The following is a 22,906-nucleotide window of genomic DNA, read 5'->3' on the forward strand; positions in this document are numbered from 1 at the left end:
ATCGTCAGGCGCCTACGGGCGCCTGCAGGGCCATCAGCGCCGCCTCTATCTTCGCCAGCAGTTCCTCGTCCTCACAGCGTTCCCGCGCCTGCTCGAGCAGTGCGCGCGCCTCGGCGTCGCGGTCCATCCGGTCGGCCATCAGCAGGGCCGCATCCAGGCCCCAGCGCGGTGCGTCCGGATGACGGGGATGCGCGCGCAACAAAGCCAGCAATACGTCGATCGCCAGCTGGCTCTGGCCGGCAAGGCGCGCGCGCTCGACCAGTTGCACCGCATGCTCGACCTGCAACGGCACGAAGTCGGGATCGGTATCGAGACACTCGCGCAGCAGGCCCAGGGCGCGGCGGTCCTGCCGCTCAAGCATCAACTGGTTGAGGTACTGCCCGGCATGCTCGGTCAGCGCGGCGGTATCGCCGTTCTGCCGCAGCAGGCGGTGGTACAGGTCGTGGGTGTCCAGGCCGACCGCGCGGCTGCGGGTCTCGCCGCGCAGCAGTTCCAGCGCGGTGCCGAGCTGCCCGTCGCGGACGTAGCCCTGGGCTTCCTCCAGCAGGTCGGCATCCGGCGTGTGCCGGCCGGGCAGCGCATCGGCACCGGTCGGCACGTAACCGAGCACCTCGTGGTACTGGTAGACCAGATAGCCCATCAGGTGGAACGCGGCGAACAGCGCCCAGAACGACACGGCGGTCACCGCCAGGTCGGCCAGCACCGGCGGCATCACCCCGGCCAGCCAGACGGCGGCGGTGAACATGCTGGCCTGGATCACGAACAGCAGGCCGAACACCGCCAGGTAGGGCCAGCCGATCCGTGCCACCACGCCCAGCGGCGTCGCCGGGTTGAGCGCGTGCGACAGGCTGCCGTCGATCGCCAGCGACATCACGCAGCCGGGCTGCAGGAACGCGATCAGCGCGATCGCCAGCAGCCCGATCACCGGTCCACCCAGCCACATCGCCAGCACGATCAGCACGATGAAGAACAACTGCATGCCGATCAGCCGCGTGACCACGCCGTCATCGAGATCGAGCACGACTTCCGGCGCTTCCATCCGGCCATCGGCGGTCGCGCGCAGGATCTCGAACGCGTACTTGTAGGCGCCGACCCAGACCAGCAGCGAAATCACCCAGCCGATCACGGGGACCAGCCCCAGCAGGCTCGCGAAGGTCAGCGCAAGCAGGCTGTAGAGCGCGGCGCCGCGGAATGGATACAGGGTGATCTGGCGCAGGCGGTGCCAGAACGGGATCGGCGGCGTACGGGACGTCGGGGTGGCGTGCATCGGCTCGTTCCTTGGGCGATGGCTCAGTTCGCGGGCTGGCGGTCCAGGCTGTAGTCCAGCCCGCTTTCGGCCGGGTTGCCCTCAAGGTCGAGCATGGTGATCTCCTCGTTGGAGGTGATCGCGTACAGGCGGTCCTGCTCGGACTTGCTGTTGGGATCGAGACGGACCTGGCTGTCGTCGGCCTCCACGGTCCAGGTGCCGTCCATCCGGGTCACCACGCCATCCGAATCCTGGTAGGCCTCGCTGATCTCATAGGTGCCGTCCGGGTTGAGCACCAGCGTGGTGTCGATGCCGGGGCAGTCGGCGCAGGGCAGGGTGCCGCTGAAGGTGCCGGCGAAGCCCTTCATGTCGAAACCGGCGTTGTCCGAAGACAGGTCTTCGCCGGCAGGAGCGACGTCGACCGGGGCGGGCGCCGTCTCGGCGGCGCCCGGAGCCGCGGTAGTGGTCGCGGCGGGCTCGGGCTGGCACGCGGCGACGGCGATCACGGTGAGGCAGGCGAGGGCGAGCAGTGGCTTGTTCATGCTTTGACTCCTGTCGATGGAACGGGTGGGGAAGCAGGTGGCTGGGCCGACGCCGCGGTCAGCGGCGACTGCCGAAGATACCGCCAAGCAGGCCGCGCAGGATCTGCCGGCCGATCTGGCTGCCGACCGTGCGGGCGGTCTGCTTGGCCATGGTCTCGACCATGCCCTGGCGGCGCTTGGTGCCGAACACGGCATTGCGGATGGCGTCGCCGAAGCCGGTTTCGTCGTCCTCGGCGGCCTTGGCCGGCGGGGCGTCGGCCTGCTCGGTCGCGGCCGCGGCCTTCTTCGCCAGCATCTCCTCGGCCGATTCGCGATCGAGGCGATTGTCGTACTTGGCACCGACCGGGCTGCCGGCACGCACGTGCGCGCGCTCGGCATCTGTAATCGCGCCCATGCGGCAGCGCGGTGGCGCGATCAGGGTGCGTTCGACCGGCATCGGGATGCCCTTGTCCTGCAAGGTCGAGACCAGCGCCTCGCCGGTGCCGAGCTGGCCGATCGCTTCGGCCACGTCCAGCGCCGGGTTGGCGACGAAGGTTTCCGCCGCGGTGCGCACCGCTTTCTGGTCGCGCGGCGTGAATGCACGCAACGCGTGCTGCACGCGGTTGCCGAGCTGGCCGAGGATGTCGTCGGGCACGTCGTCGGGGAACTGCGAGCAGAAGTACACGCCGACGCCCTTGGAACGGATGATACGGACGACCTGCTCGACTCGCTGCTGCAACGCCTTCGGCGCGTCCTCGAACAGCAGGTGGGCCTCGTCGAACACGAACACCAGCTTCGGTTTGTCGAGATCACCAACTTCGGGCAACTGCTCGAACAGTTCCGACAGCAGCCACAGCAGGAACGACGAATACAAACGCGGCTTCAGCACCAGGCTGTCGGCGGCGAGGATGTTGACCACGCCGCGCCCGTCGGTGGTGGTGCGCATCAGGTCGGCCAGCTCCAGCGCCGGCTCGCCGAAGAACATCTCGCCGCCGTCGGACTCCAGCCGCAGCAGTGCGCGCTGGATCGCGCCGATCGACGGCGTGCTGACCAGGCCGTATTCGGTCGAGATCGTCTTGCGCTCCTCGGCGACCAGGTTCAACAGGGCGCGCAGGTCGTCCAGGTCGAGCAGCAACAGGCCACGGTCGTCGGCCAGCTTGAAGGTGATGTCGAGCACGCCGGACTGGGTGTCGTTGAGCTCCAGCATGCGCGACAGCAGGGTCGGTCCGATCTCGCTGACGGTCGCCCGGACCGGATGGCCGAGCTTGCCGAACAGGTCCCAGAACACCGTCGGGCTGCCTTCGCTGGTGTAGCCGTCGACGCCGATCTGCCCGATCCGCGCCTGCAGTTTTTCACTGACGGTGCCGGGCATCGAAAGCCCCGCGACGTCGCCCTTCACGTCGGCCATGAACACCGGCACCCCGATCCGCGAGAAACCTTCGGCCAGCGTCATCAGCGTCACCGTCTTGCCGGTGCCGGTGGCGCCCGCGACCAGCCCGTGGCGGTTGCCGAGCCGCGGCTGCAGGAACACCTGCCCGCTGGTCGGGGTGGTGACCGCCTTGCCGACGAGGATGGGGTTGGGGGTGGGCGCCATGTCCGCTTCCTTGATGGGTTGGGGCCGATTCTATGGCCTAAACCACGCACATCGGCTTCCGGTGCCGCCCTCGATTGCCGGCGCCGGCATTGCCGGACTACCCTGCGGGTCACTTCGCAGCACTTGCAGTCCATGCCCGTCCTTGCCCGCGTTTGTTCGTGTGTTCCCGCCTCGTTTTCAATCGCGGTTGCGACCGCAGTGCTGCTCCTGGCTCCGTTCGATGCCACCGCCATATCGCGACGCGACCGGGCCGCGGTCGAGGCGCTCGGCCAGCGGATGGAGGCTGCCGAAGCCAGCTACCGCGAGGCGATGGTGGCGATCGGCAACGCCGACCCCGATGGCGCCGCCCGGGCCAATGCCGCGCTGGAGGACATGGAGGACGTGATGGCCGCCTGTGTCGAACAGCGCGGATGCGCGGTGCCCTCGTTGCTCACGACCTACGAGCGCCTGCTCAAGCTCAACGCGGATGCGGAAGCCGGCGACGGCGGCCTGGCCGACGATGGGATGGGCCCGGACCACGCGATGCCGCTGGACCATGCGATGCCGCACGAGGTGCCACAGGCCGCGCGCGCGGCGGCGCTGCTGGCCGACGATCGCCACGCGTTCGACCGCATGGTCCAGTACAACCCGGCCGTGCAGGAGGGCATCCGCCGCTGGCTGACCGACATGCGCGACGACTTCATCACCAGCTACCGGAACTACCAGTACCTGCGCCCCCAGATGTGGCCGCAGTACGAGCGTGCCGGGCTGCCGGAGGCGCTGCTGTTCGGGATCATGGCCAAGGAATCCAACGGCCGCGTGCATTCCACCTCGCGCGCGGGCGCCGCCGGGCCGATGCAGTTCATGTACGCGACCGGACAGCGTTTCGGCCTGGGCGACGACGGCACCGGCTTCGACACCCGCTACGACCCGTACGCCGCGTCCGAGGCCAGCGTCGCCTACCTCAACGAGCGCATGCGCGAACTCAACCGCAGCATCGAGCTGGCGCTGGCCGCCTACAACGGCGGTGAGGGCAGGGCGCGGCGGATCCTCCAGCAGAACCCCGGCAAGAGCTTCTGGAGCGAGGACGTCTACCGGCAGTTCCCGCCCGAGACCCGCGACTACGTGCCGATGGTGATCGCCGCGGCGTGGCTGTTCCTGCACCCGCGGGAATATGGATTGAGCCTGCCGGACGTGGACCCGAAGGCCGCGAAGCTGCAATTGCAGCAGCCCGCGTCGATCTACCAGCTGACGATCTGCCTGGGCAACCGCGGCACGGACATCGGCTACATGCGCGCATTGCGCAACCTCAACCCGCGATACCGTGCCGACGACCGCCTGCCCGCCGGCACCACGCTGGACGCGACGCGCAGGATCGTCGGGCTGTACCAGCGATATTGCGTCGAAGGACCGCGTGCCGAGCTGGCCCGCACCCTGGTGGCCAGTGATCCGGGCGCGGCGATCGTGCGCGGTGCCGGTGTGGTCGCGGCGGCGCCCGCGGCGGTCGGGGCTGCGGCGCCCGCATCGCGTCCGCGCCAGTATCGCGTGCAGCGCGGCGAGACCCTCACATCGATCGCCCGCAAGTTCCAGTGCGACACCGGCGAGCTTGCACGCGCCAACGGGATCAAGGCGCCGCGCTACATGATCAAGCCCGGGCAGGCGCTGGAACTGACCGGTTGCCGGTAGGCGCATGTAGCGCCCCGCGCCCCGACAACCCGATGGCCCCCTGTAGGAGCGACGTAAGTCGCGATTGCACGGCGATCCCGGGATTCCAGGAAATCGCGACTTACGTCGCTCCTACACAAGGCGGGACGCACGAAGCGAGTTACGGGATACACGAGGAACGCAAAAGGCGGAACGCAACAGCCGGTGACCTCACGCCCGACGCTCCGCCACCACCCCGCATCACCCGGTCAACGTAGCCAGTCGCTGCCCCAGCTTCACCGGAGCCTCGGCCACCAGCCCGGCGTCCAGTTCGGCCACGCCGGCGGGCAGCAGCACGATCACGGTCGAGCCGTAGTTGAACCGCGCCATCTCTTCGAACCGCTCGATGTCGATATCCTCACCACGCCAGTCGCGCGTGGTGACCTTGTCGCCGTAGGCGGGGATCTCCTCGCCGCTCCAGGTCGTCTCCACCCCCGACACCAGCAGCGCACCGACCATCACCACCGCCATCGGCCCGAAACCGGTCTCGAAGTGGCAGACCAGCCGCTCGTTGCGTGCGAACAGCCGGGGCACATGGCGCACCGCGGCCGGGCCGACGCTGAACAGTCGGCCCGGGACGTGCACGGTCTTGAGCAACCTGCCTGTCCAAGGCATGTGCACGCGGTGGTAGTCGCGCGGTGACAGGTAGACGGTCGCGAACAGGCCATCCTCGAACGGCTTGGCGGCCGCGGCGTCGGCCAGCAGTTCGGTCGCGGTGAACGACTGCCCCTTGGCCTGGAAGATCCGCCCGTGCTCGATCGGCCCGCACTGGCTGATCCGGCCGTCGGCGGGCATCACCAGCGCACGCGGGTCGGGATCGGCCACGCGCGCGCCGGGCTTGAGCGCGCGGGTGAAGAACGCATTGAAGGTCGGATAGGCGGTCGCGTCGGGCTGCGCGGCCTCGTCGAGGTCGACGCCGAACCGGCTGACCACGGTATCGATCAGCCAGCGGCGCACGCGCGGATGGTCCGAGTAGGCCAGGCGACGCGCCAGCGACGACATCAGCCGGTGCGGCAACACATGGGTCAGGTGGGTGGTCAGGCTCATGCGTCGGTGCTCAGGGTGCGGTGGCCCGGGTCAGCGCGGCCATGTCGGCGGCGATGGCATTGGGGTCGAACGGTGGCTGGATCAAGCCCGACATCCGCCCCTGCGGATCCAGCACCGCCATCGAGGCGCTGTGGTCCACCGAGTACTGGTCGGCCGGCACGCCCTCCGGCGGCGGCACCTTGACGAACACCATGCTCAGCGACTTGGCGAAATTCTCCAGCGCGGGGATGTTGGCGGTCGCCGCCAGGGTGTCCTCGTGGAACGCGTGCGCGTACTCGCCGATGCGGTCCGGGCTGTCGCGCTCGGGATCGACCGACACGAACAGCACCCGCGGCCGCACGGATTCCGGGATCGACGTCCACTGCTTCTGCGCCTGCGACAGCTGCGCCAGCGTGGTCGGGCAGACATCCGGGCAATGGGTGAAACCGAGGAACACCAGCGTCCAGTGCCCCTTCAACTCACCCGGCACCAGCTGGGTGCCGTCGGACTGGCGCAGCCCGAACGCCGGCAGTTCGCGCGGCGGGTCGAACAGCCGTACCGCCTGCGTCTGCGGCCATTGCGTGGCCGGCGCCTTGCCGAAATGATCCTGCACGGCCCACAGGCCCAGCCCGGCCGCCAGCGCGACGATGATGACGATGATGGTGCTGCGGTCGAACATGGCGATCCCGAAAGTAATGGCGGGCCAACCAATGGTTATCGGCGCGGCCCGGTTGCCGGCCATGATAGCCGGCCGCGACCGTTATAATCGGCGGCCCTCCGCCGAACGTGCCCCCATGACCCAGGTGACCGCCCATCAAGCCAGCGGCGAACGCGTGGACTTCGCATCCACCGCCTTCGAGCCGGTTTCGATCATCGACCTGATCCGTTTCGGTGGCAGCCGTTTTGCCGAAGCCGGGCTGACCTTCGGCCACAGCTACGACAACGCCATCGACGAGGCCACCCAGCTGGTGCTGCACGCGTTGCGGATGCCGCACGACCTCGGCCCGGCCTACGGCGTGGCAAAGGTCACCGGTGACGAGAAGGCGAGGGTGCTGGCGCTGTTCGAGCGCCGCATCAACGAGCGCATCCCGGCCGCCTACCTGACGGGCGAGGCCTGGTTCGCCGGGCTGAGCTTCAAGTCCGATCCGCGCGCGCTGGTGCCGCGTTCGCCGATCGCCGAGCTGATCGAGGGCGGTTTCGAGCCGTGGCTTGGCGGCCGCGAGGTCCGTCGCGCGCTCGACCTGTGCACCGGCTCGGGCTGCATCGCGATTGCGATGGGCCATTACCAGCCGGACTGGGAGGTCATCGGCGCCGACATCAACGACGATGCGCTGGCGCTGGCCGCCGAGAACAAGGCGCGGCTGCACGCCGACAACGTCGAGCTGCGCCAGTCGGACCTGTTCGCCGGGCTGCAGGGCGAGGTGTTCGACCTGATCGCGACCAATCCGCCCTACGTCACCCATGACGAGACCGACGCGCTGCCGCCCGAGTACGCGCACGAGCCGGAGCTCGGCCTGCGTGCCGGTGACGACGGCCTCGACCTCGCGCTGAAGATCCTGCGCGATGCGCCCGACCATCTCAGCGAGAACGGCCTGCTGGTCTGCGAGATCGGCGAGGCCGAGCGCGCGTTGGTCGAGTTGCTGCCGGAACTGCCGCTGGCCTGGGTGGAGTTCCGGGTCGGGCAGATGGGCATTTTCGTGGCCGAGCGCGCCGACCTGGTCGCGCACCATGCGAGCATCCGGCGACTGGCCGACGCCCGCGGCTGAAGGATTCCACGTGGCCAGCAACACTTTCGGAAAACTGTTTGCGGTCACCACCTTCGGCGAGAGCCACGGGCCGGCGATCGGCTGCGTGGTCGATGGCTGCCCGCCGGGGCTGGCGCTGGCGCCGGGGGATTTCGCCCACGACCTCGCGCGTCGCGCCACCGGCAAGTCCCGCCACACCTCCGCGCGCCACGAGGCGGACGAGGTCGAGATCCTGTCCGGCGTCTACGAGGGCGTCACCACCGGCACCCCGATCGCGCTGTTGATCCGCAATACCGACGCGCGCAGCAAGGACTACGCGAAGATCGCCGAACAGTTCCGCCCCGGCCACGCCGACTACACCTACTGGCAGAAGTACGGCATCCGCGACCCGCGTGGCGGCGGCCGCTCGTCCGCGCGCGAGACCACGATGCGGGTCGCCGCCGGAGTGATCGCCAAGAAGTGGCTGGCCGAGAAACACGGCGTCCGGGTGCAGGGTTACCTGTCGCAGCTCGGCGAGCTGGTCCCCGACTGCCACGACCTTTCCGTGGTCGAGGACAACCCGTTCTTCTGGCCGCATGCCGCCCAGGTGCCGGCGCTGGAAAGCTACATGGACGCGCTGCGCAAGTCGGGCGATTCGGTGGGTGCGCGCGTCGACGTGGTCGCCGATGGGGTGCCGCCGGGTTGGGGCGAGCCGGTCTACGGCAAGCTCGACGGCGAACTCGCCGGTGCGCTGATGAGCATCAATGCGGTCAAGGGCGTCGAGGTGGGCGATGGCTTCGCGTCCGTCGCCCAGCGGGGCAGCGAGCATCGCGACCGGATCACCGCGGACGGCTTCGAGTCCAACCATGCAGGCGGCGTGCTCGGCGGCATCAGCTCGGGCCAGACGCTGCGCTGCTCGGTCGCGTTCAAGCCGACCTCCAGCCTGCGGTTGCCGGTCGACAGCCTCGACATCCACGGCGACACCGTCGAGGTGGTGACCACCGGCCGCCACGACCCCTGCGTCGGCATCCGCGCGACCCCGATCTGCGAAGCGATGGTCGCGCTGGTGCTGGTCGACCAGGCCCTGCGCCACCGCGCCCAGTGCGGCGACGTCGGCAACGTCACCCCGCGCGTCCCCGGCCGAAAACCGTAGATCCCCTGTAGGAGCGACGTAAGTCGCGACCCTCTGAACGCGCGAAGCACCGAGGAAATCGCGGCTTACGTCGCTCCTGCAACGACTCCGCCATCACATCCACCAGGAACACAGATGAGCAAGCCCGTAAACGTAGCCATCGTCGGCGCCACCGGTGCCGTCGGCGAGACCATGCTGAAGATCCTCGCCGAGCGGCAGTTCCCGATCGGCAAGCTGCACCTGCTCGCCAGCGAGCGTTCGGCCGGCGAGAAAATCGAGTTCGGGGCAAAGAAGATCGTGGTCGAGGACCTGGCCGGTTTCGATCCGACCGGGATCGACATCGCCCTGTTTTCCGCCGGCGGCTCGGTCTCGAAGGAATACGCGCCGAAGTTCGCCGCCGCGGGCGCGGTGGTGATCGACAACTCCTCGGTGTTCCGCCAGGACGACGACGTGCCGCTGGTGGTGGCCGAGGTCAACCCGGACGCCGCGCGCGACCGTCCGCGCGGCATCATCGCCAACCCGAACTGCTCGACCATGCAGCTGATGGTCGCGCTGGCGCCGATCCACCGGACGGTCGGCATCGAGCGGATCAACATCGCGACCTACCAGTCGGTCTCCGGCACCGGCAAGCGCGCGCTGGAGGAGCTGGGCCGGCAGACCGCGAGCCTGCTCGGCTTCCAGGAGGCCAGGCCGGAGGTCTACCCGGTGCAGATCGCCTTCAACGTGATCCCGCACGGCGGCGACTTCTGCGACAACGGCTACACCAGCGAGGAAATGAAGCTGGTGTGGGAAACCCGCAAGATCCTCGACGACGACGGCATCGCGGTGAACGCGACGGTGGTCCGGGTGCCGGTGTTCTACGGCCATTCCGAGGCGGTGCACATCGAGACCCGCGACAAGCTGACCGCCACCGATGCGCGCAAGCTGCTGGAGGGCGCGCCGGGCATCGAGGTGGTCGACGAGCCGGTGGGTGGCGGCTATCCGACCCCGGTCACCCACGCGTCGGGCAACGACCCGGTGTTCGTCGGCCGGATTCGCGAGGACATCTCGCATCCGCGTGGCCTGTCGCTGTGGGTGGTCTCCGACAACATCCGCAAGGGTGCGGCGTTGAATGCCGTGCAGTTGGCGGAACTGGTGCTGGCCGAACGTCCCAAACCCTGACCACGGCACGGTTTTGCATTGCCGCGGCAGGCGCCGGTCGCTAGAGTCGCGGCCAGGGGACAGCAGTCGGGAGTGGTTGTGAAGCGATTCGTGCGTACGGCATTGGCGGTGGGGCTGGCATTGGCCAGCGGCACGGCCGCGGCGCTGGGACTGGGCCAGATCGAGCTGAAGTCGAAGCTCGGTGAGCCGCTGTTGGCCGAGATTCCGATCATTTCCAATGATCCCGCCGAGCTGGAGCGCCTGCGCGCGGGGCTGGCATCGCCGGAAACCTTCGCCCGGATCGGCCTGCGCCCGCCGGATTCGGTGGTCGCCAACCTGCAGTTCGTATCGGCGCTGGACGAGCGCGGCAACCCGGTGATCCGGGTGACCAGCGTCCAGCCGATCGAGCAGCCGCTGCTGACCTTCCTGGTCGAGGTCGACTGGGGGCAGGGCAAGCTGGTCCGCGAGTATTCGACCCTGATCGACGCCCCACGGACGGTATCGGCGCCGCTGCAGCCCCCGATCGAAGCACCGGTCGCTGCGCCATCCAACATGATCGCGAGCGAGCCCGCGGCGACCGCGAACGCGCCCGAAGCCGTGGTTGACGACGCCCTCGAGTCGCCCGAGCCCGCCGATCCGCAACAGCCCGGCACCGAGTCGAGCCCGGACACGGCAATAGAGCCGACGCCCGAACCCGCCGCTGCGCCGAGGCCCGTGGTTTCGGCGCCGCCACCGGCTCCGGCGGCCCGTCCCGGCGAATACGGGGCGGTCCAGGCGGGCGAGACCCTGTCGGAGATCGCCGAGCGCCTGGATTTCGGCACCAGCCTCGACCAGGCCATGATCGCGCTGCTGGATGCCAACCCCGATGCGTTCATCAACGGCAACGTCAACCTGCTCAAGCAGGGCGCGGTGCTGCGCGTGCCGGAGGCGGCCGAGGTGCGCGGCGTCGACGTCGCCGAGGCGATGGCGCGCGTGCGCGAACAGACCCGTGCCTGGCGCACCGCGCGCGCGCCGGTGCCGCAGCCCGCACTGGCCGCGGAGCCGGCGGGCGCAGCCGCGGACGCCGGCTCCAAGGACGACAACTCCCCGGACGCGTCGGCCACCGCGGCCGGCGGCGCCCGGCTTGAAATCGTTCCCCCGGGCGCCAGCGGCGCGTCGCAGGCGGGAACCCAGTCCGGCATCAGCGCCGGCGCAGAGGGCGACATGGTGCGACAGGAAATGCAACAGACCCGGGAAACCCTGGCCGCCAGGAATGCAGAGCTGGCCGACCTCAAGAGCCGCGTCGCCGACCTCGAGAAGCTCCAGGCCGACCAGCAGAAACTGCTGCAGATGAAGGACAACGAGCTGACCGCGGTGCAGCAGCGTCTCGCCGAGACCCAGGCGGCCGAGCAGGACGCAGGTGCCCCGGGCCTGCCATGGCTGCTGGGCGGCGCCGGGTTGCTGGTGCTGGGCCTGCTGGGTGGCTGGTGGATGCGCCGCCGCGCCGAGGTCGATACCGGCGGATTCCGCGCGCCCGCGCCGCAGGACCACCCGTCACCGCTGGCCGCGGGTTTCCCGGTCGCGAAAGCGGACCCCGTACCGCATCGCGAACCGGTGATGCCGGATCCCGCGGCCGCCAGGGAGGCCACCGCGGCCACGCCTTCGGCCCCGGGCATCCCGGCAGCGGTCGCGACCACCCCGGTCGTGCCCACGCCAGTCGCGCCTGCGGCCACCCCGGTCGCGCCTGCGCCTACATGGCATGCGGGTTCGCCCAAGTTGAACGTGCCCGCGCCCGCGCCGGTGGAGCCCATCATGGCCGACACCGAGGCCCCGGGCCGCGAGCGTCTTGAACTCGCCCGTGCCTACCTCGACCTCGGCGACCGCGACAGCGCCCGCCAGTTGCTCGGCGAGATCGCGATCAACGGCGACCACGCCCTCCGCCAGCAGGCGACGCAGATGCTGCGCGAACTCGACTGACGTCGTGCCGGCAGTACCCGTGTCACCTCAGGCCGAGCAGGCATCCTCCCCGACCGACACAGGCGGGAAGGTCCATGGCGAGGGCCTGCGACGCTTCGCGCTCGGCGTCGAATACGACGGCAGCGAATTCTCCGGCTGGCAACGCCTGAACCGGCGCGGCGAACCCGAGCGGCGCAACGAGCCCACCGTCCAGGCGGCGCTGGAAAAGGCACTTTCTTTCGTCGCCGGCAGTCCGGTTGACGTGGTCTGCGCCGGCCGCACCGATGCCGGCGTCCACGCCTCCGCCCAGGTCGTGCATTTCGACGGCCCGGCCGGGCGCGACCCGCGAGGCTGGGTACTGGGCACTTCCAGCCAGCTGCCGCCCTCGGTGTGCGTGCGCTGGTGCGTCCCGGTGGCGGACGATTTCAACGCACGGTTTTCCGCACGGGCGCGCCGCTACCGCTATTCGATCCTCAATCGCCAGGTCCGGCCCGCGCTGCATCGCCAGTACCTGGCCTGGGAACGCCGCCCGCTGGACGTCGACGCGATGCACCGCGCGGCGCAGGCGCTGGTCGGTGACCACGATTTTTCCGCGTTCCGCACCGTCCATTGCCAGGCGCCGCACGCGCGCCGGCAGTTGCACGAAATCAGTGTCGTGCGAAGCGGCGAGGTGGTCGCTATCGAGGTCCAGGCCAACGCCTTCCTGCACCACATGGTCCGCAACATCGTCGGCAGCCTGTTGCCGGTGGGCCGGGGCGACCAGCGCGAGGACTGGATCGCCGAACTGCTGACCGGCCGCGACCGCGCCGTCGCCGGCCCGACCGCCCCTTCCGCCGGACTGGTGTTCCTCGGCCCCCGCTACCCGGCACAATGGGGACTTCCCGTCGAGGTGGAATTGCACGAGGCGATGTCTTGAACCGGATCCTGTTCCGCACCCGAATCAAGTTCTGCGGCTTCACGCGGCCCGGCGACGTCCGCCTGGCCTGCGAACTGGGCGCCGACGCGATCGGTTTCGTTTTCGCCCCGGGCAGCACCCGCCGGATCGAGCCCGAGGAGGCGCGCGCCATGCGCCACGCCTTGGCGCCGCTGGTCGACGCGGTCGCGCTGTTCCGCGACAACCCGGTGGACGAGGTGCGCGAGGTGGTGCGGCAGGTACGGCCGAGCCTGTTGCAGTTCCACGGCGACGAGGACGACGCGTTCTGCCGCGGCTTCGGGGTGCCGTACCTGAAGGCGATCCCGATGGGCAGCGAACTCGCGCTGCAGCACCCGGCGGCCTTGCACGTGCGCTACCCGGCGGCGAGCGGTTTCCTGTTCGACAGCCACCCGCCGGGCGGCTCCGGCGGCAGTGGCAAGCCGTTCGACTGGGGCAAAATCCCGGCCGGCGTGCAGAAGCCGTTCATGCTGGCCGGCGGCCTGTCGGGCGACAACGTGTTCGATGCGATCATGGCGACGCTGCCATGGGGCGTCGACGTGTCCAGCGGCATCGAGAGCACCCCTGGAATCAAGGACGGCGACCGGATGCGCCACTTCGTCGAAGAAGTGCGCCGCGCCGATTGCCACATCCTCGACTGAGACCGTAACCGGACATGCCCGACCAATCCCCCATCGATTTCCACGCCTGGCCCGATGCCGACGGCCACTTCGGCCGCTTCGGCGGCCGTTTCGTCGCCGAGACCCTGATCGGACCGCTGCAGGAACTGGCCGAAGCCTATGACACGGCCCGGGTCGACCCGGACTTCATCGCCGCCTTCGACCGCGACCTGGCCCATTACGTCGGCCGGCCGAGCCCGATCTACCACGCGCAACGGCTCAGCGACGAGGTCGGCGGCGCGCGCATCCTGCTCAAGCGCGAGGACCTGAACCACACCGGCGCGCACAAGATCAACAACACGATCGGCCAGGGCCTGCTGGCGGCGCGGATGGGCAAGCCGCGGATCATCGCCGAGACCGGCGCCGGCCAGCATGGCGTGGCCAGCGCCACCGTCGCCGCGCGACTCGGGCTGGAGTGCGTGGTCTACATGGGCGCGACCGACATCGAGCGGCAAAAGATCAACGTCTACCGGATGAAGCTGCTCGGCGCGACCGTGGTGCCGGTGACCAGCGGCTCGGCGACGCTGAAGGACGCCCTCAACGAGGCGATGCGCGACTGGGTGACCAACGTCGCCGACACCTTCTACATCATCGGCACCGTCGCCGGTCCCGACCCGTATCCGCGCATGGTGCGCGACTTCAACGCGGTGGTCGGGCGCGAGGCGAGGGCGCAGATGCTGGCCGAGTACGGCCGCCTGCCGGACGCCGTGACCGCCTGCGTCGGCGGCGGCAGCAACGCGATCGGCATCTTCCACGCTTTCCTCAACGATCCCGGCGTGCGCATCGTCGGTGCCGAAGCAGCCGGCGATGGCATCGACAGCGGCCACCACGCCGCCTCGCTGGCGGCCGGTCGCCCGGGGGTGCTGCACGGCAACCGCACCTACGTGTTGTGCGACGACGACGGCCAGATCATCGAGACCCACTCGGTTTCCGCCGGGCTGGACTACCCGGGCGTCGGTCCCGAGCACGCGTTCCTGAAGGATGCCGGTCGCGCGGAGTACGTCGGGGTCACCGACGACGAGGCGTTGGCCGCGTTCCACCAGCTGGCGCGGACCGAAGGCATCCTGCCGGCGCTGGAATCCAGCCACGCGATCGCCCAGGCGATCAAGCTCGCGCGCGAAATGCCGAAGGACCAGCTGGTCCTGTGCAACCTCTCCGGTCGCGGCGACAAGGACGTGCATACCATCGCCGCCCGCGACGGCATTGAATTTTGAGCGCCATGAACCGTATCGACACCCGTTTTGCCCGGCTGCGGGCCGATGGCCGCAAGGCGCTGGTCCCGTTCATGACGGCCGGCGACCCGTCGCTGGAGGCGCTGGTTCCGGTGATGCACGCGCTGGTCGACGCCGGCGCGGACCTGATCGAACTCGGGGTGCCGTTTTCCGATCCGATGGCCGACGGCCCGACCATCCAGCGCAGCTCCGAACGCGCACTGGAGCGCGGCGCGGGGCTGTCCTACGTGTTCGAGAGTGTCCGCGGGTTCCGCCAGCGCGACGACGACACGCCGGTGGTCCTGATGGGCTACCTCAACCCGGTCGAGATCCGTGGCGCCGAGCGCTTCGCCCGCGAGGCGGTCGATGCAGGCGTCGACGGCGTGTTGCTGGTCGACCTGCCGCCGGAGGAGGCCGACGGGTTCCGCGACGCGTTTTCCGCCCATGGCCTCGCATTGATCCTGCTGGCCGCGCCGACCACCTCCGACGCGCGCATGGCCCGGTTGTGCGCGAACGCCAGCGGATACCTGTACTACGTCAGCTATGCCGGCGTGACCGGCGCCGACCGCCTCGATACCGGAGTCGCCGGCAACCGCATGCAGGAAATCCGCACGCACAGCCCGGTGCCGGTGGTGGCCGGGTTCGGCATCAAGGACGCCGCCAGTGCCGCCGCGATGGCACGGCAGGCCGATGGCGTGGTGGTCGGCAGCGCACTGGTCGCAGCGCTCGATGGGGCGACGGATCCCGATGACGCCGCAGCTCGCGCCCGCACCTTCCTGGCGCCGTTGCGCGCGGCGCTGGACGCGCTGCGGCCGGGATAGGGGCCCTGCGTTAAACTGACCCGCTTGGCCGACGCTGCCCGTATCCGATACCGCAGGCGCGCCGACCGCATTGCAACAGCCTGAACGGGAAGACCTCAAAGCATGTCCTGGCTCAAGAAACTCATGCCGTCCGGCATCCGCACCGAAACCGGGAGCACCGCCAAGCGGCGCAGCGTCCCCGAGGGACTGTGGGAGAAGTGCGACCGCTGCGGCGCGGTGCTGTACCGCCCCGAACTCGAGGAGAACCTCGAGGTCTGCCCCAAGTGCAACCACCACATGCCGATCCGCGCCCGCGCGCGGCTCAGGGCCCTGTTCGACGCAGGCAGCACCAGCGAAATCGGCGCCGGCCTCGGCCCGGTCGACGTGCTCAAGTTCAAGGACCAGAAGAAGTACGCCGACCGGATCAAGGCCGCGCAGAAGTCGACCGGCGAGCGCGACGCGCTGGTGGCGATGCAGGGCACGCTCAAGCAGCGCCCGTTGGTGGCCTGTTCGTTCGATTTCGCCTACATGGGCGGCTCGATGGGCTCGGTGGTCGGCGAGCGTTTCGCGCTGGCCGCCGAAGCCGCGCTGGAGGCGGGCTGCCCGCTGGTGTGCTTCACCGCCACCGGCGGCGCGCGCATGCAGGAGAGCCTGTTCTCGCTGATGCAGATGGCCAAGACCTCGGCCGCGCTCGGCCGCCTGCGCGCGGCGGGGCTGCCGTACATCGCGGTGCTGACCCATCCGACCACCGGCGGCGTGTCGGCGTCGCTGGCGATGCTGGGCGACATCAACATCGCCGAGCCGGAGGCGCTGATCGGCTTCGCCGGCCCGCGGGTGATCGAGCAGACCGTGCGCGAGACGCTGCCGGAGGGCTTCCAGCGCAGCGAATTCCTGCTCGAGCACGGCGCGATCGACCAGATCTGCGACCGCCGCGAAATGCGCGACCGGCTCGCCCAGTTGCTGGCGCTGATGATGAAGCAGCCGCAACCGGACGATGAAGCCGAGGTCACGCTCGAGAAGGGCGGCGCATGAGCCGCAGGTATTTCGGCACCGACGGCATCCGCGGCCGGGTGGGCGAAGGCCCGATCTCGGCCGACTTCGTGCTGCGCCTCGGCAACGCCTACGGCCACGCGCTGAAGCGCAATGCATGGCGCAAGCCGCTGGTGATCATCGGCAAGGACACCCGGATCTCCAACTACATGTTCGAGGCCGCGCTGGAGGCCGGGCTGGTCGCGGCCGGCGTCGACGTGCAGCTGATGGGGCCGATGCCGACCCCGGCGGTCGCGCACCTCACCCATTCGCTGCGCGCCGATGGCGGCATCGTCATTTCCGCCTCGCACAACCCGCATTACGACAACGGCATCAAGTTCTTCTCGGCCGAGGGCGAGAAACTCGACGACGACACCGAGCTGGCGATCGAGGCCGCGCTGGAGTCGCCGTTCCGCACGGTTTCCTCGGAGGAACTCGGCAAGGCCGTGCGTACCCGCGACGCGATCGGACGCTACGTCGAGGCCTGCAAGAACTCGGTGCCCAAGGGCTTCGACCTCGGCGGCCTGCGCATCGTGATGGACTGCGCGAACGGCGCGACCTACCAGGTCGGGCCGATCGTCCTGCGCGAGCTGGGCGCCCAGGTCGGGCTGATAGGCGCCGACCCCAACGGCCTCAACATCAACGACGGTGTCGGCTCGACCCACCCGGAAACGCTGGCCGCGCGCGTGCGCGACACCGGCGCCGACCTCGGCATCGCGTTCGACGGCGACGGCGACCGGGTGATGTTCGTCGACGACCAGGGCAAGGTCTGCGATGGCGACGACCTGCTGTACATCCTCGCGCGCGACTGGCGCGACAGCGGCCGCCTGCAGGGCCCCGTGGTCGGCACGCTGATGACCAACTTCGGCCTGGAGCAGGCGTTCGAACGGGCCGGGATCGGCTTCCTGCGCTCCAAGGTCGGCGACCGCCACGTCCACCGGCAACTGGTCGAAAATGGCGGCGTGCTTGGCGGCGAGGCGTCCGGCCACCTGCTGTGCCTGGACCGGACCAGCACCGGCGACGGCATCGTCAGCGCGCTGCAGGTGCTGGAAGTGCTGCGCCGGCGCGGGATCGGCCTGCGCGAGGCGCTGGCCGGCCTGGCCCGGGTGCCGCAACGGACCGTCAACGTGCGTTTCAGCAACGGCGCCCGGCCGGCCGAGGCCGAATCGGTGCAGGCGGCGCTGGCCGATGCGCAACTCGCGGTGAAGGGCCGGGGGCGCGCGTTCCTGCGTCCTTCCGGCACCGAGCCGGTGGTGCGGGTCACCGTCGAAGCGGACGACGCCGAGCTTGTGCAGGCGACCCTCGACCGCCTTGCGGATGCCGTGCGCGCCGCCGCCGGCTGAGCGGCCGCGACACCGTTCCGATATCGAAACCCATCGCAAATCCACAGAAAGTCGTAGAAATCCGCATGAGCCAGGCCCGCATTCCCACCCTCGACATCCGCCGTTTCGACAGCGACCGCGATGCCTTCGTTGCCGAGATCGGTGCCGCGTACCGCGAGTGGGGATTCGCCGGCATCCGTGGGCACGGCATTCCGCAGGAGCGGATCGCCGCGGCCTATGACGTGTTCGAGCGTTTCTTCGCGCTGCCCGAAGAGGTCAAGCGCAAGTACCACGTCGCAGGCAGCGGCGGCGCGCGCGGCTACACGCCGTACGGAGTGGAAACCGCCAAGGGCGCGCAGCACTTCGACCTCAAGGAGTTCTGGCACGTGGGCCGCGAGGTTCCGCGCGAATCGAAGTACGCGGCGGTGATGCCGCCGAACCTGTGGCCGGACGAGATCCCGGAGTTCCGCGAGATCGCCTACGGCCTGTACGAGTCGCTCGACCGGCTCGGTGCCCGGATACTGAGCGCGCTGGCCCTGCACATCGGCCTGGCCGAAGACTACTTCGCCGACAAGACCAATTGCGGCAACTCGATCCTGCGGCCGATCCATTACCCGCCGATCACTACCCCCGAAATCCCCAACGAGCGCGCCGGCGCGCACGAGGACATCAACCTGATCACGCTGCTGGTCGGGGCGAGCGCCGCGGGGCTGGAGGTCCGGTCGCACCAGGGCGAGTGGATGCCGTTCACCGCCGAGGCCGACACCATCGTGGTCAACATCGGCGACATGCTGCAGCGCCTGACCAACCACGTGTACCCGTCGACCACCCACCGGGTGGTGAACCCGCAGGGCGAGGCCGCACGTCAGCCGCGCTATTCCACGCCGTTCTTCCTGCATCCCAATCCGGATTTCCTGATCGACGTGCTGCCGTCGACGATCACGCCCGGCAACCCCAGCCGCTATCCCGAGCCGATCACCGCCCAGGCCTACCTGGACGAGCGGCTGCGCGAGATCAAGCTGAAGTAGCCGGACCGGGCCTCACCCGCGGGTGGCTATGCCGCCCGCGTGCAGGCCTTCATGCCAGGCCGCAAGCTTGTCGTCGTGGCGCTGCGACGCGTTGGCCGGGCTGGTCGACGGCAATCTCAGGTAACGCATCGACCGCTCCGCGAGATGTGGCAACACCCGGCGGACGAACGTGCTCTCGGCCTTGGCCCCGTTGAACAGCACCGTCCCGATGTCCGGATGCGCGGCGAGGAAGCGCGGGAAATCATTGACCAGCGCGGTGTCGTCGCGGATTGCGCTGTCGAGGCTGCCGGGACGCTCGCAACTGGCCAGCACGTCCCACAGTGCGATTCCGGCGCCGACCAGCCGGTTGCAGCGTTCGGAGTAGGGCAGTGCCGGATCGGCGCCGACCAGTTCGCCCATGAACGGCCAGAAGCGGTTCTGCGGGTGCGCGTAGTACTGCTGCGCCTGCAGCGACTTCAACCCGGGCATGCTGCCGAGCACCAGCACGCGGACGTCGTTGCCGGTGAGCGGCGGAAAGCTGTGGACTACCGGTTGCATCGCTCCGATCCTACCGCGCAGGACGCCTGTCCCGGCATGCTTCCGGTGGCCCGCTTCGGTACAATCCCCGCTCCCGCATCACGGAGTGGTCCATGGCTCGTCGCAAGGTCGTCGCCGGAAACTGGAAGCTGCACGGCGATCGCCGTTTCGCAGGCGAACTGCTCGATGCGATCGCGGCGGTGGATGCGCCTGCGGGCGTGGACCGGATCGTGTTTCCACCGCTGCCCTACCTGGGCGAGCTGGTCGCGAAGTACGGCGCCCGCGGATTGCAGTTCGGCGCGCAGGACGTCAGTGCCAACGTGAAGGGCGCCTACACCGGCGAGGTGTCGGCCGCGATGCTGGTCGACGTCGGTGCGCGCTACGGCCTGGTCGGCCATTCCGAGCGCCGCCAGTACCACGGTGAAACCAGCGAGATCGTCGCTGCCAAGTTCCGTGCCGCCAAGGCCGCGGGCCTGGTGCCGATCCTCTGCATCGGCGAGACCCTCAGCGAGCGCGAGGACGGCCAGACCGAATGGCGCCTGCAGGAACAGCTGGCCCCATTGCTGGAAGACGGCGCCGCGGCGCTGGACGGCGCCATCGTCGCTTACGAGCCGGTCTGGGCGATCGGTACCGGCAAGACCGCCACGCCGGAGCAGGCGCAGGCGGTGCACGCATTCATCCGTAGCGAAATCGCAGCGCACGATGCTAGAATCGCTGGCTCGCTGCCGCTGCTTTACGGCGGCAGCGTGAAGGCCGACAATGCGGCCGCGCTGTTTGCGCAGGCGGACGTGGATGGCGGTCTGGTTGGCGGGGCCTCGCTGGTCGCCGACGATTTCAACGCCATCGCAGCCGCGGCGGCGCCCTGACCGGTTCCGGGCCTGCCCGTCACCGAACCAACAAAGAGTTTTCCGATGCTGCTGTTCCTCACCGTCATCTATCTGCTGGTCGCGATTGCGATGGTCGCGCTGATCCTGATGCAGCGTGGCGCGGGTGCGCAGGCGGGCGCGGGCTTCGGCGGCGGCGCCTCGGCGACCGTGTTCGGCGCGCGCGGTGCATCCAGCTTCCTGACCAAGGCCACCAAGTGGCTGGCGATCGTGTTCTTCTCGATCAGCCTGTACATGGCCTGGCACGCGACCCAGCGCAACGCGAACCCCGCGGAATCGGCCAGCCTGGGCGTCATGGCGCAGGTTCCGGTGGCGCCCGCGGTGCCGGAAGGCGCGGCCCAGGTGCCCGCAGCGACGGCCCCGGCGGCAGTGGTCCCGGCGGCCAACCCGTCACAGGTCCCCGCGGCGGACGACAGCGTTCCGGCCGCACCGGCGGCGGAATCGCCCGGTTCGGCACCGTCCGAACCTGCCGGGGAGTAATACAGGCGATACAATGGTGTTGTTGACGCCCGGCATGGAGGCTCGGGGGTCTGGTCACGATGACCGGAATGTGGTTCCAGCCAGTCGCTGGCCGGGGCCACAAACAGGGCAGGGATGTCGATATGGATGTCAGCGGTTCGCTGGAATCATGTGCCCAGGTGGCGGAATTGGTAGACGCACTACCTTGAGGTGGTAGCGGCTTAGGTCGTAGGGGTTCGAGTCCCCTCTTGGGCACCACTCCAGCAAAGCGGTAAACGACGGCATCCACATGCCGAATCGAGGCACCGGCGGTGCCGCAAGCCAAGGCCGCGGCAACGCGGCTCTAGCCTAGAAGAAGTGAGAGAACACAAGTGCTGGCCGAATACCTGCCGACCCTGCTGTTCCTTATCGTCGCCAGCGGTATCGGCGTCGCCCTGCTGGTGGTGGGCAACCTGCTCGGCCCCAAGCGTCCCGGCGCGGAGAAGCTGTCTCCGTACGAATGCGGGTTCGCGCCCTTCGAGGACGCGCGCATGCAGTTCGACGTGCGCTACTACCTCATCGCCATCCAGTTCATCATCTTCGACCTGGAAATCATCTTCATCGTGCCCTGGGCGACCGTGTTCCGTGATCTCGGGATCATCGGCCTGGTCGAGATGGGCATCTTTGCGAGCATGTTGCTGCTCGGCTTCATCTACGTGTGGAAGAAGGGAGCGCTGGAATGGGAGTGATCGAGCCGCGCACCCTGGGCGACCGCGTGTCGGGCCTGATGCACAACCCGGTGCCGGAAGGGCGCCTGGACGACATCCTGCGGCCGGAGGGCGACAATCCGCTGCTGCAACAGGGTTTCGTCACCACCAACCTCGATACCCTCTGGAACTGGGCACGCACCGGCTCGATGTGGCCGATGACGTTCGGCCTGGCCTGCTGTGCGGTCGAGATGATGCATGCGGGCGCCTCGCGGCTGGACCTGGATCGCTACGGCGTGGTGTTCCGCCCGTCGCCGCGCCAGTCCGACGTGATGATCGTCGCCGGTACCCTGGTCAACAAGATGGCCCCGGCGCTGCGCAAGGTCTACGACCAGATGCCGGACCCGAAGTGGGTCATCTCGATGGGCAGCTGCGCCAACGGCGGCGGCTACTACCACTATTCCTACGCAGTCACCCGCGGCGTCGACCGCATCGTGCCGGTGGATGTCTACGTGCCGGGTTGCCCGCCGACCGCCGAGGCGCTGGTCTACGGCATCCTGCAGTTGCAGAAGAAGATCCGCCGCGGCACCAATTTCGGTGACGGCAAGCAGGGCGTGCGCTGATGGCCGGGGGCGTGGAAGGCATGACCGTCGCCGTGTTTGCAGAGCGCCTGCGCGAGCGGTTCCCCGAAGGGCTGGTCGATGTCGCCGAACCGCGGGGCGAGGTCAGCCTGGACGTGGATCCGGCCGGCTGGCTGGCCGCGGCACAAGCCCTGCGCGACGAGTTCGGCTTCGAGCAACTGGTCGATGTCAGCGGCGTGGATTATCTCAGCTACGGTTCCGACGAGTGGGATACCGAGGTGTCCTCGGAAGGCTTCTCTCGCGGTGTCGAGGGCAAGGGCATGGGTCGTTTCGCCTGGGGCGAGTCGCCCAACGGCGCGGCCGACGCCCCGGAGCGCCGCTTTGCCGCGGTCGCCCACCTGCTGTCGTGCCAGAACAACCTGCGGGTCCGGCTGCGTACCTTCGCGGCCGACGATGCGCTGCCGGTGGTCGGTTCGCTGACCTCGGTCTGGCCCGGCGCCAACTGGTTCGAGCGCGAGGCGTTCGACCTGTTCGGCATCGTGTTCGAGGGCCATCCGGACCTGCGCCGGATCCTCACCGACTACGGTTTCGTCGGCCATCCGTTCCGCAAGGACTTCCCGCTGATCGGCAATGTCGAAGTGCGCTACGACGCCGACAAGCAGCGCGTGATCTACGAGCCGGTGTCGATCGAACCGCGCGTGCTGGTACCGCGCGTGATCCGTGACGACTCGCGTTACCAGACCGCTGCCGGCGAAGCCCGCCAGGCGCGCGAGGCCAAGCCATGAACACGCCAGCCCAT

The 22,906-nt window shown here is 69.2% G+C and carries 23 protein-coding genes and 1 tRNA gene; 18 read left to right on the plus strand and 6 right to left on the minus strand.

The genetic code is table 11. From position 1 onward, the window contains the following. Positions 1-4 precede the first annotated feature (4 nt). The 3 genes from ACT9AS_RS11015 to ACT9AS_RS11025 are packed head-to-tail and all read right to left on the minus strand — an operon-like array spanning position 5 to position 3,361. Complete coding sequence (locus ACT9AS_RS11015) at positions 5-1,267, minus strand: hypothetical protein (protein WP_445100175.1); 1,263 nt, start codon at positions 1,265-1,267, stop codon at positions 5-7. Between the two features lie 23 nt (positions 1,268-1,290). Next, positions 1,291-1,788, minus strand: coding sequence for a copper resistance protein NlpE N-terminal domain-containing protein (locus ACT9AS_RS11020; protein ID WP_445100176.1), 498 nt, complete (start codon positions 1,786-1,788; stop codon positions 1,291-1,293). A 58-nt stretch (positions 1,789-1,846) separates the two neighbouring features. Continuing rightward, the gene (locus ACT9AS_RS11025) at positions 1,847-3,361 is read right to left on the minus strand and encodes a helicase HerA-like domain-containing protein (RefSeq protein WP_445100177.1); all 1,515 of its coding nucleotides are present in this window, start codon (positions 3,359-3,361) and stop codon (positions 1,847-1,849) included. Positions 3,362-3,493: 132 nt separating this feature from the next. Here ACT9AS_RS11025 and ACT9AS_RS11030 point away from each other — a divergent pair, with 132 nt between their 5' ends. After that, positions 3,494-5,026 (plus strand): transglycosylase SLT domain-containing protein, encoded by a 1,533-nt coding sequence (locus ACT9AS_RS11030; RefSeq protein ID WP_445100178.1) that lies wholly within the window; start codon positions 3,494-3,496, stop codon positions 5,024-5,026. Between the two features lie 219 nt (positions 5,027-5,245). Here ACT9AS_RS11030 and asd read toward each other — a convergent pair whose 3' ends face one another. Further along, entirely contained in the window at positions 5,246-6,091 is an 846-nt protein-coding gene (gene asd / locus ACT9AS_RS11035) for an archaetidylserine decarboxylase (RefSeq protein WP_445100179.1), read from the minus strand. A gap of 10 nt (positions 6,092-6,101) precedes the next feature. Beyond that, entirely contained in the window at positions 6,102-6,749 is a 648-nt protein-coding gene (locus ACT9AS_RS11040; RefSeq protein ID WP_445100180.1) for an SCO family protein, read from the minus strand. 115 nt (positions 6,750-6,864) lie between these two features. Here ACT9AS_RS11040 and prmB point away from each other — a divergent pair, with 115 nt between their 5' ends. The 11 genes from prmB to ACT9AS_RS11095 all read left to right on the plus strand — a co-directional run bounded on the left by prmB (position 6,865) and on the right by ACT9AS_RS11095 (position 18,981). Next, the gene (gene prmB / locus ACT9AS_RS11045; RefSeq protein ID WP_445100181.1) at positions 6,865-7,836 is read left to right on the plus strand and encodes a 50S ribosomal protein L3 N(5)-glutamine methyltransferase; all 972 of its coding nucleotides are present in this window, start codon (positions 6,865-6,867) and stop codon (positions 7,834-7,836) included. Positions 7,837-7,846: 10 nt separating this feature from the next. Then, on the plus strand, positions 7,847-8,947 hold the full coding sequence (gene aroC / locus ACT9AS_RS11050) for a chorismate synthase (RefSeq protein ID WP_445100182.1): 1,101 nt from the start codon (positions 7,847-7,849) through the stop codon (positions 8,945-8,947). 114 nt (positions 8,948-9,061) lie between these two features. Next, entirely contained in the window at positions 9,062-10,087 is a 1,026-nt protein-coding gene (locus ACT9AS_RS11055; RefSeq protein WP_445100183.1) for an aspartate-semialdehyde dehydrogenase, read from the plus strand. Positions 10,088-10,165: 78 nt separating this feature from the next. Next, positions 10,166-12,022, plus strand: a complete 1,857-nt coding sequence (locus ACT9AS_RS11060; RefSeq protein WP_445100184.1) for a FimV/HubP family polar landmark protein — start codon at positions 10,166-10,168, stop codon at positions 12,020-12,022. Positions 12,023-12,107: 85 nt separating this feature from the next. Beyond that, the gene (gene truA / locus ACT9AS_RS11065; protein WP_445100362.1) at positions 12,108-12,917 is read left to right on the plus strand and encodes a tRNA pseudouridine(38-40) synthase TruA; all 810 of its coding nucleotides are present in this window, start codon (positions 12,108-12,110) and stop codon (positions 12,915-12,917) included. Then, positions 12,914-13,573, plus strand: coding sequence for a phosphoribosylanthranilate isomerase (locus tag ACT9AS_RS11070; protein ID WP_445100185.1), 660 nt, complete (start codon positions 12,914-12,916; stop codon positions 13,571-13,573). Before truA ends, ACT9AS_RS11070 begins: the two co-directional genes overlap by 4 nt. A 14-nt stretch (positions 13,574-13,587) precedes the next feature. Next, a complete protein-coding gene (gene trpB, locus ACT9AS_RS11075) occupies positions 13,588-14,805 on the plus strand; it encodes a tryptophan synthase subunit beta (RefSeq protein WP_445100186.1) in 1,218 nt (405 codons plus the stop codon). 5 nt (positions 14,806-14,810) lie between these two features. Next, a complete protein-coding gene (gene trpA / locus ACT9AS_RS11080; protein WP_445100187.1) occupies positions 14,811-15,623 on the plus strand; it encodes a tryptophan synthase subunit alpha in 813 nt (270 codons plus the stop codon). A gap of 102 nt (positions 15,624-15,725) precedes the next feature. After that, the gene (gene accD / locus ACT9AS_RS11085; RefSeq protein ID WP_445100188.1) at positions 15,726-16,634 is read left to right on the plus strand and encodes an acetyl-CoA carboxylase, carboxyltransferase subunit beta; all 909 of its coding nucleotides are present in this window, start codon (positions 15,726-15,728) and stop codon (positions 16,632-16,634) included. Continuing rightward, positions 16,631-17,974, plus strand: a complete 1,344-nt coding sequence (glmM, locus tag ACT9AS_RS11090) for a phosphoglucosamine mutase (RefSeq protein WP_445100189.1) — start codon at positions 16,631-16,633, stop codon at positions 17,972-17,974. Before accD ends, glmM begins: the two co-directional genes overlap by 4 nt. 65 nt (positions 17,975-18,039) lie before the next feature. Next, the gene (locus tag ACT9AS_RS11095; protein ID WP_445100190.1) at positions 18,040-18,981 is read left to right on the plus strand and encodes a 2-oxoglutarate and iron-dependent oxygenase domain-containing protein; all 942 of its coding nucleotides are present in this window, start codon (positions 18,040-18,042) and stop codon (positions 18,979-18,981) included. 12 nt (positions 18,982-18,993) lie between these two features. Here ACT9AS_RS11095 and ACT9AS_RS11100 read toward each other — a convergent pair whose 3' ends face one another. After that, entirely contained in the window at positions 18,994-19,518 is a 525-nt protein-coding gene (locus tag ACT9AS_RS11100; protein WP_445100191.1) for a DNA-deoxyinosine glycosylase, read from the minus strand. Between the two features lie 92 nt (positions 19,519-19,610). On the opposite strand from ACT9AS_RS11100, the gene tpiA reads away from it, so the two are divergent. The 6 genes from tpiA (at position 19,611) to ACT9AS_RS11130 (ending at position 22,892) form a co-directional block, all read left to right on the plus strand. Beyond that, entirely contained in the window at positions 19,611-20,363 is a 753-nt protein-coding gene (gene tpiA / locus ACT9AS_RS11105; protein WP_445100192.1) for a triose-phosphate isomerase, read from the plus strand. A 45-nt stretch (positions 20,364-20,408) separates the two neighbouring features. Next, positions 20,409-20,861, plus strand: coding sequence for a preprotein translocase subunit SecG (gene secG / locus ACT9AS_RS11110; RefSeq protein ID WP_445100193.1), 453 nt, complete (start codon positions 20,409-20,411; stop codon positions 20,859-20,861). Positions 20,862-21,013: 152 nt separating this feature from the next. Next, positions 21,014-21,098, plus strand: a tRNA-Leu gene (locus tag ACT9AS_RS11115). Between the two features lie 113 nt (positions 21,099-21,211). Beyond that, positions 21,212-21,568: an NADH-quinone oxidoreductase subunit A gene (locus ACT9AS_RS11120; protein WP_445100194.1), complete on the plus strand. Its 357-nt coding sequence runs from the start codon at positions 21,212-21,214 to the stop codon at positions 21,566-21,568. A 38-nt stretch (positions 21,569-21,606) separates the two neighbouring features. Next, entirely contained in the window at positions 21,607-22,149 is a 543-nt protein-coding gene (locus ACT9AS_RS11125; RefSeq protein ID WP_445100363.1) for an NADH-quinone oxidoreductase subunit NuoB, read from the plus strand. A 20-nt stretch (positions 22,150-22,169) separates the two neighbouring features. Beyond that, the gene (locus ACT9AS_RS11130; RefSeq protein WP_445100364.1) at positions 22,170-22,892 is read left to right on the plus strand and encodes an NADH-quinone oxidoreductase subunit C; all 723 of its coding nucleotides are present in this window, start codon (positions 22,170-22,172) and stop codon (positions 22,890-22,892) included. The last annotated feature ends 14 nt before the right edge of the window (positions 22,893-22,906 follow it).

Source organism: Lysobacter sp. F60174L2, assembly GCF_052547135.1.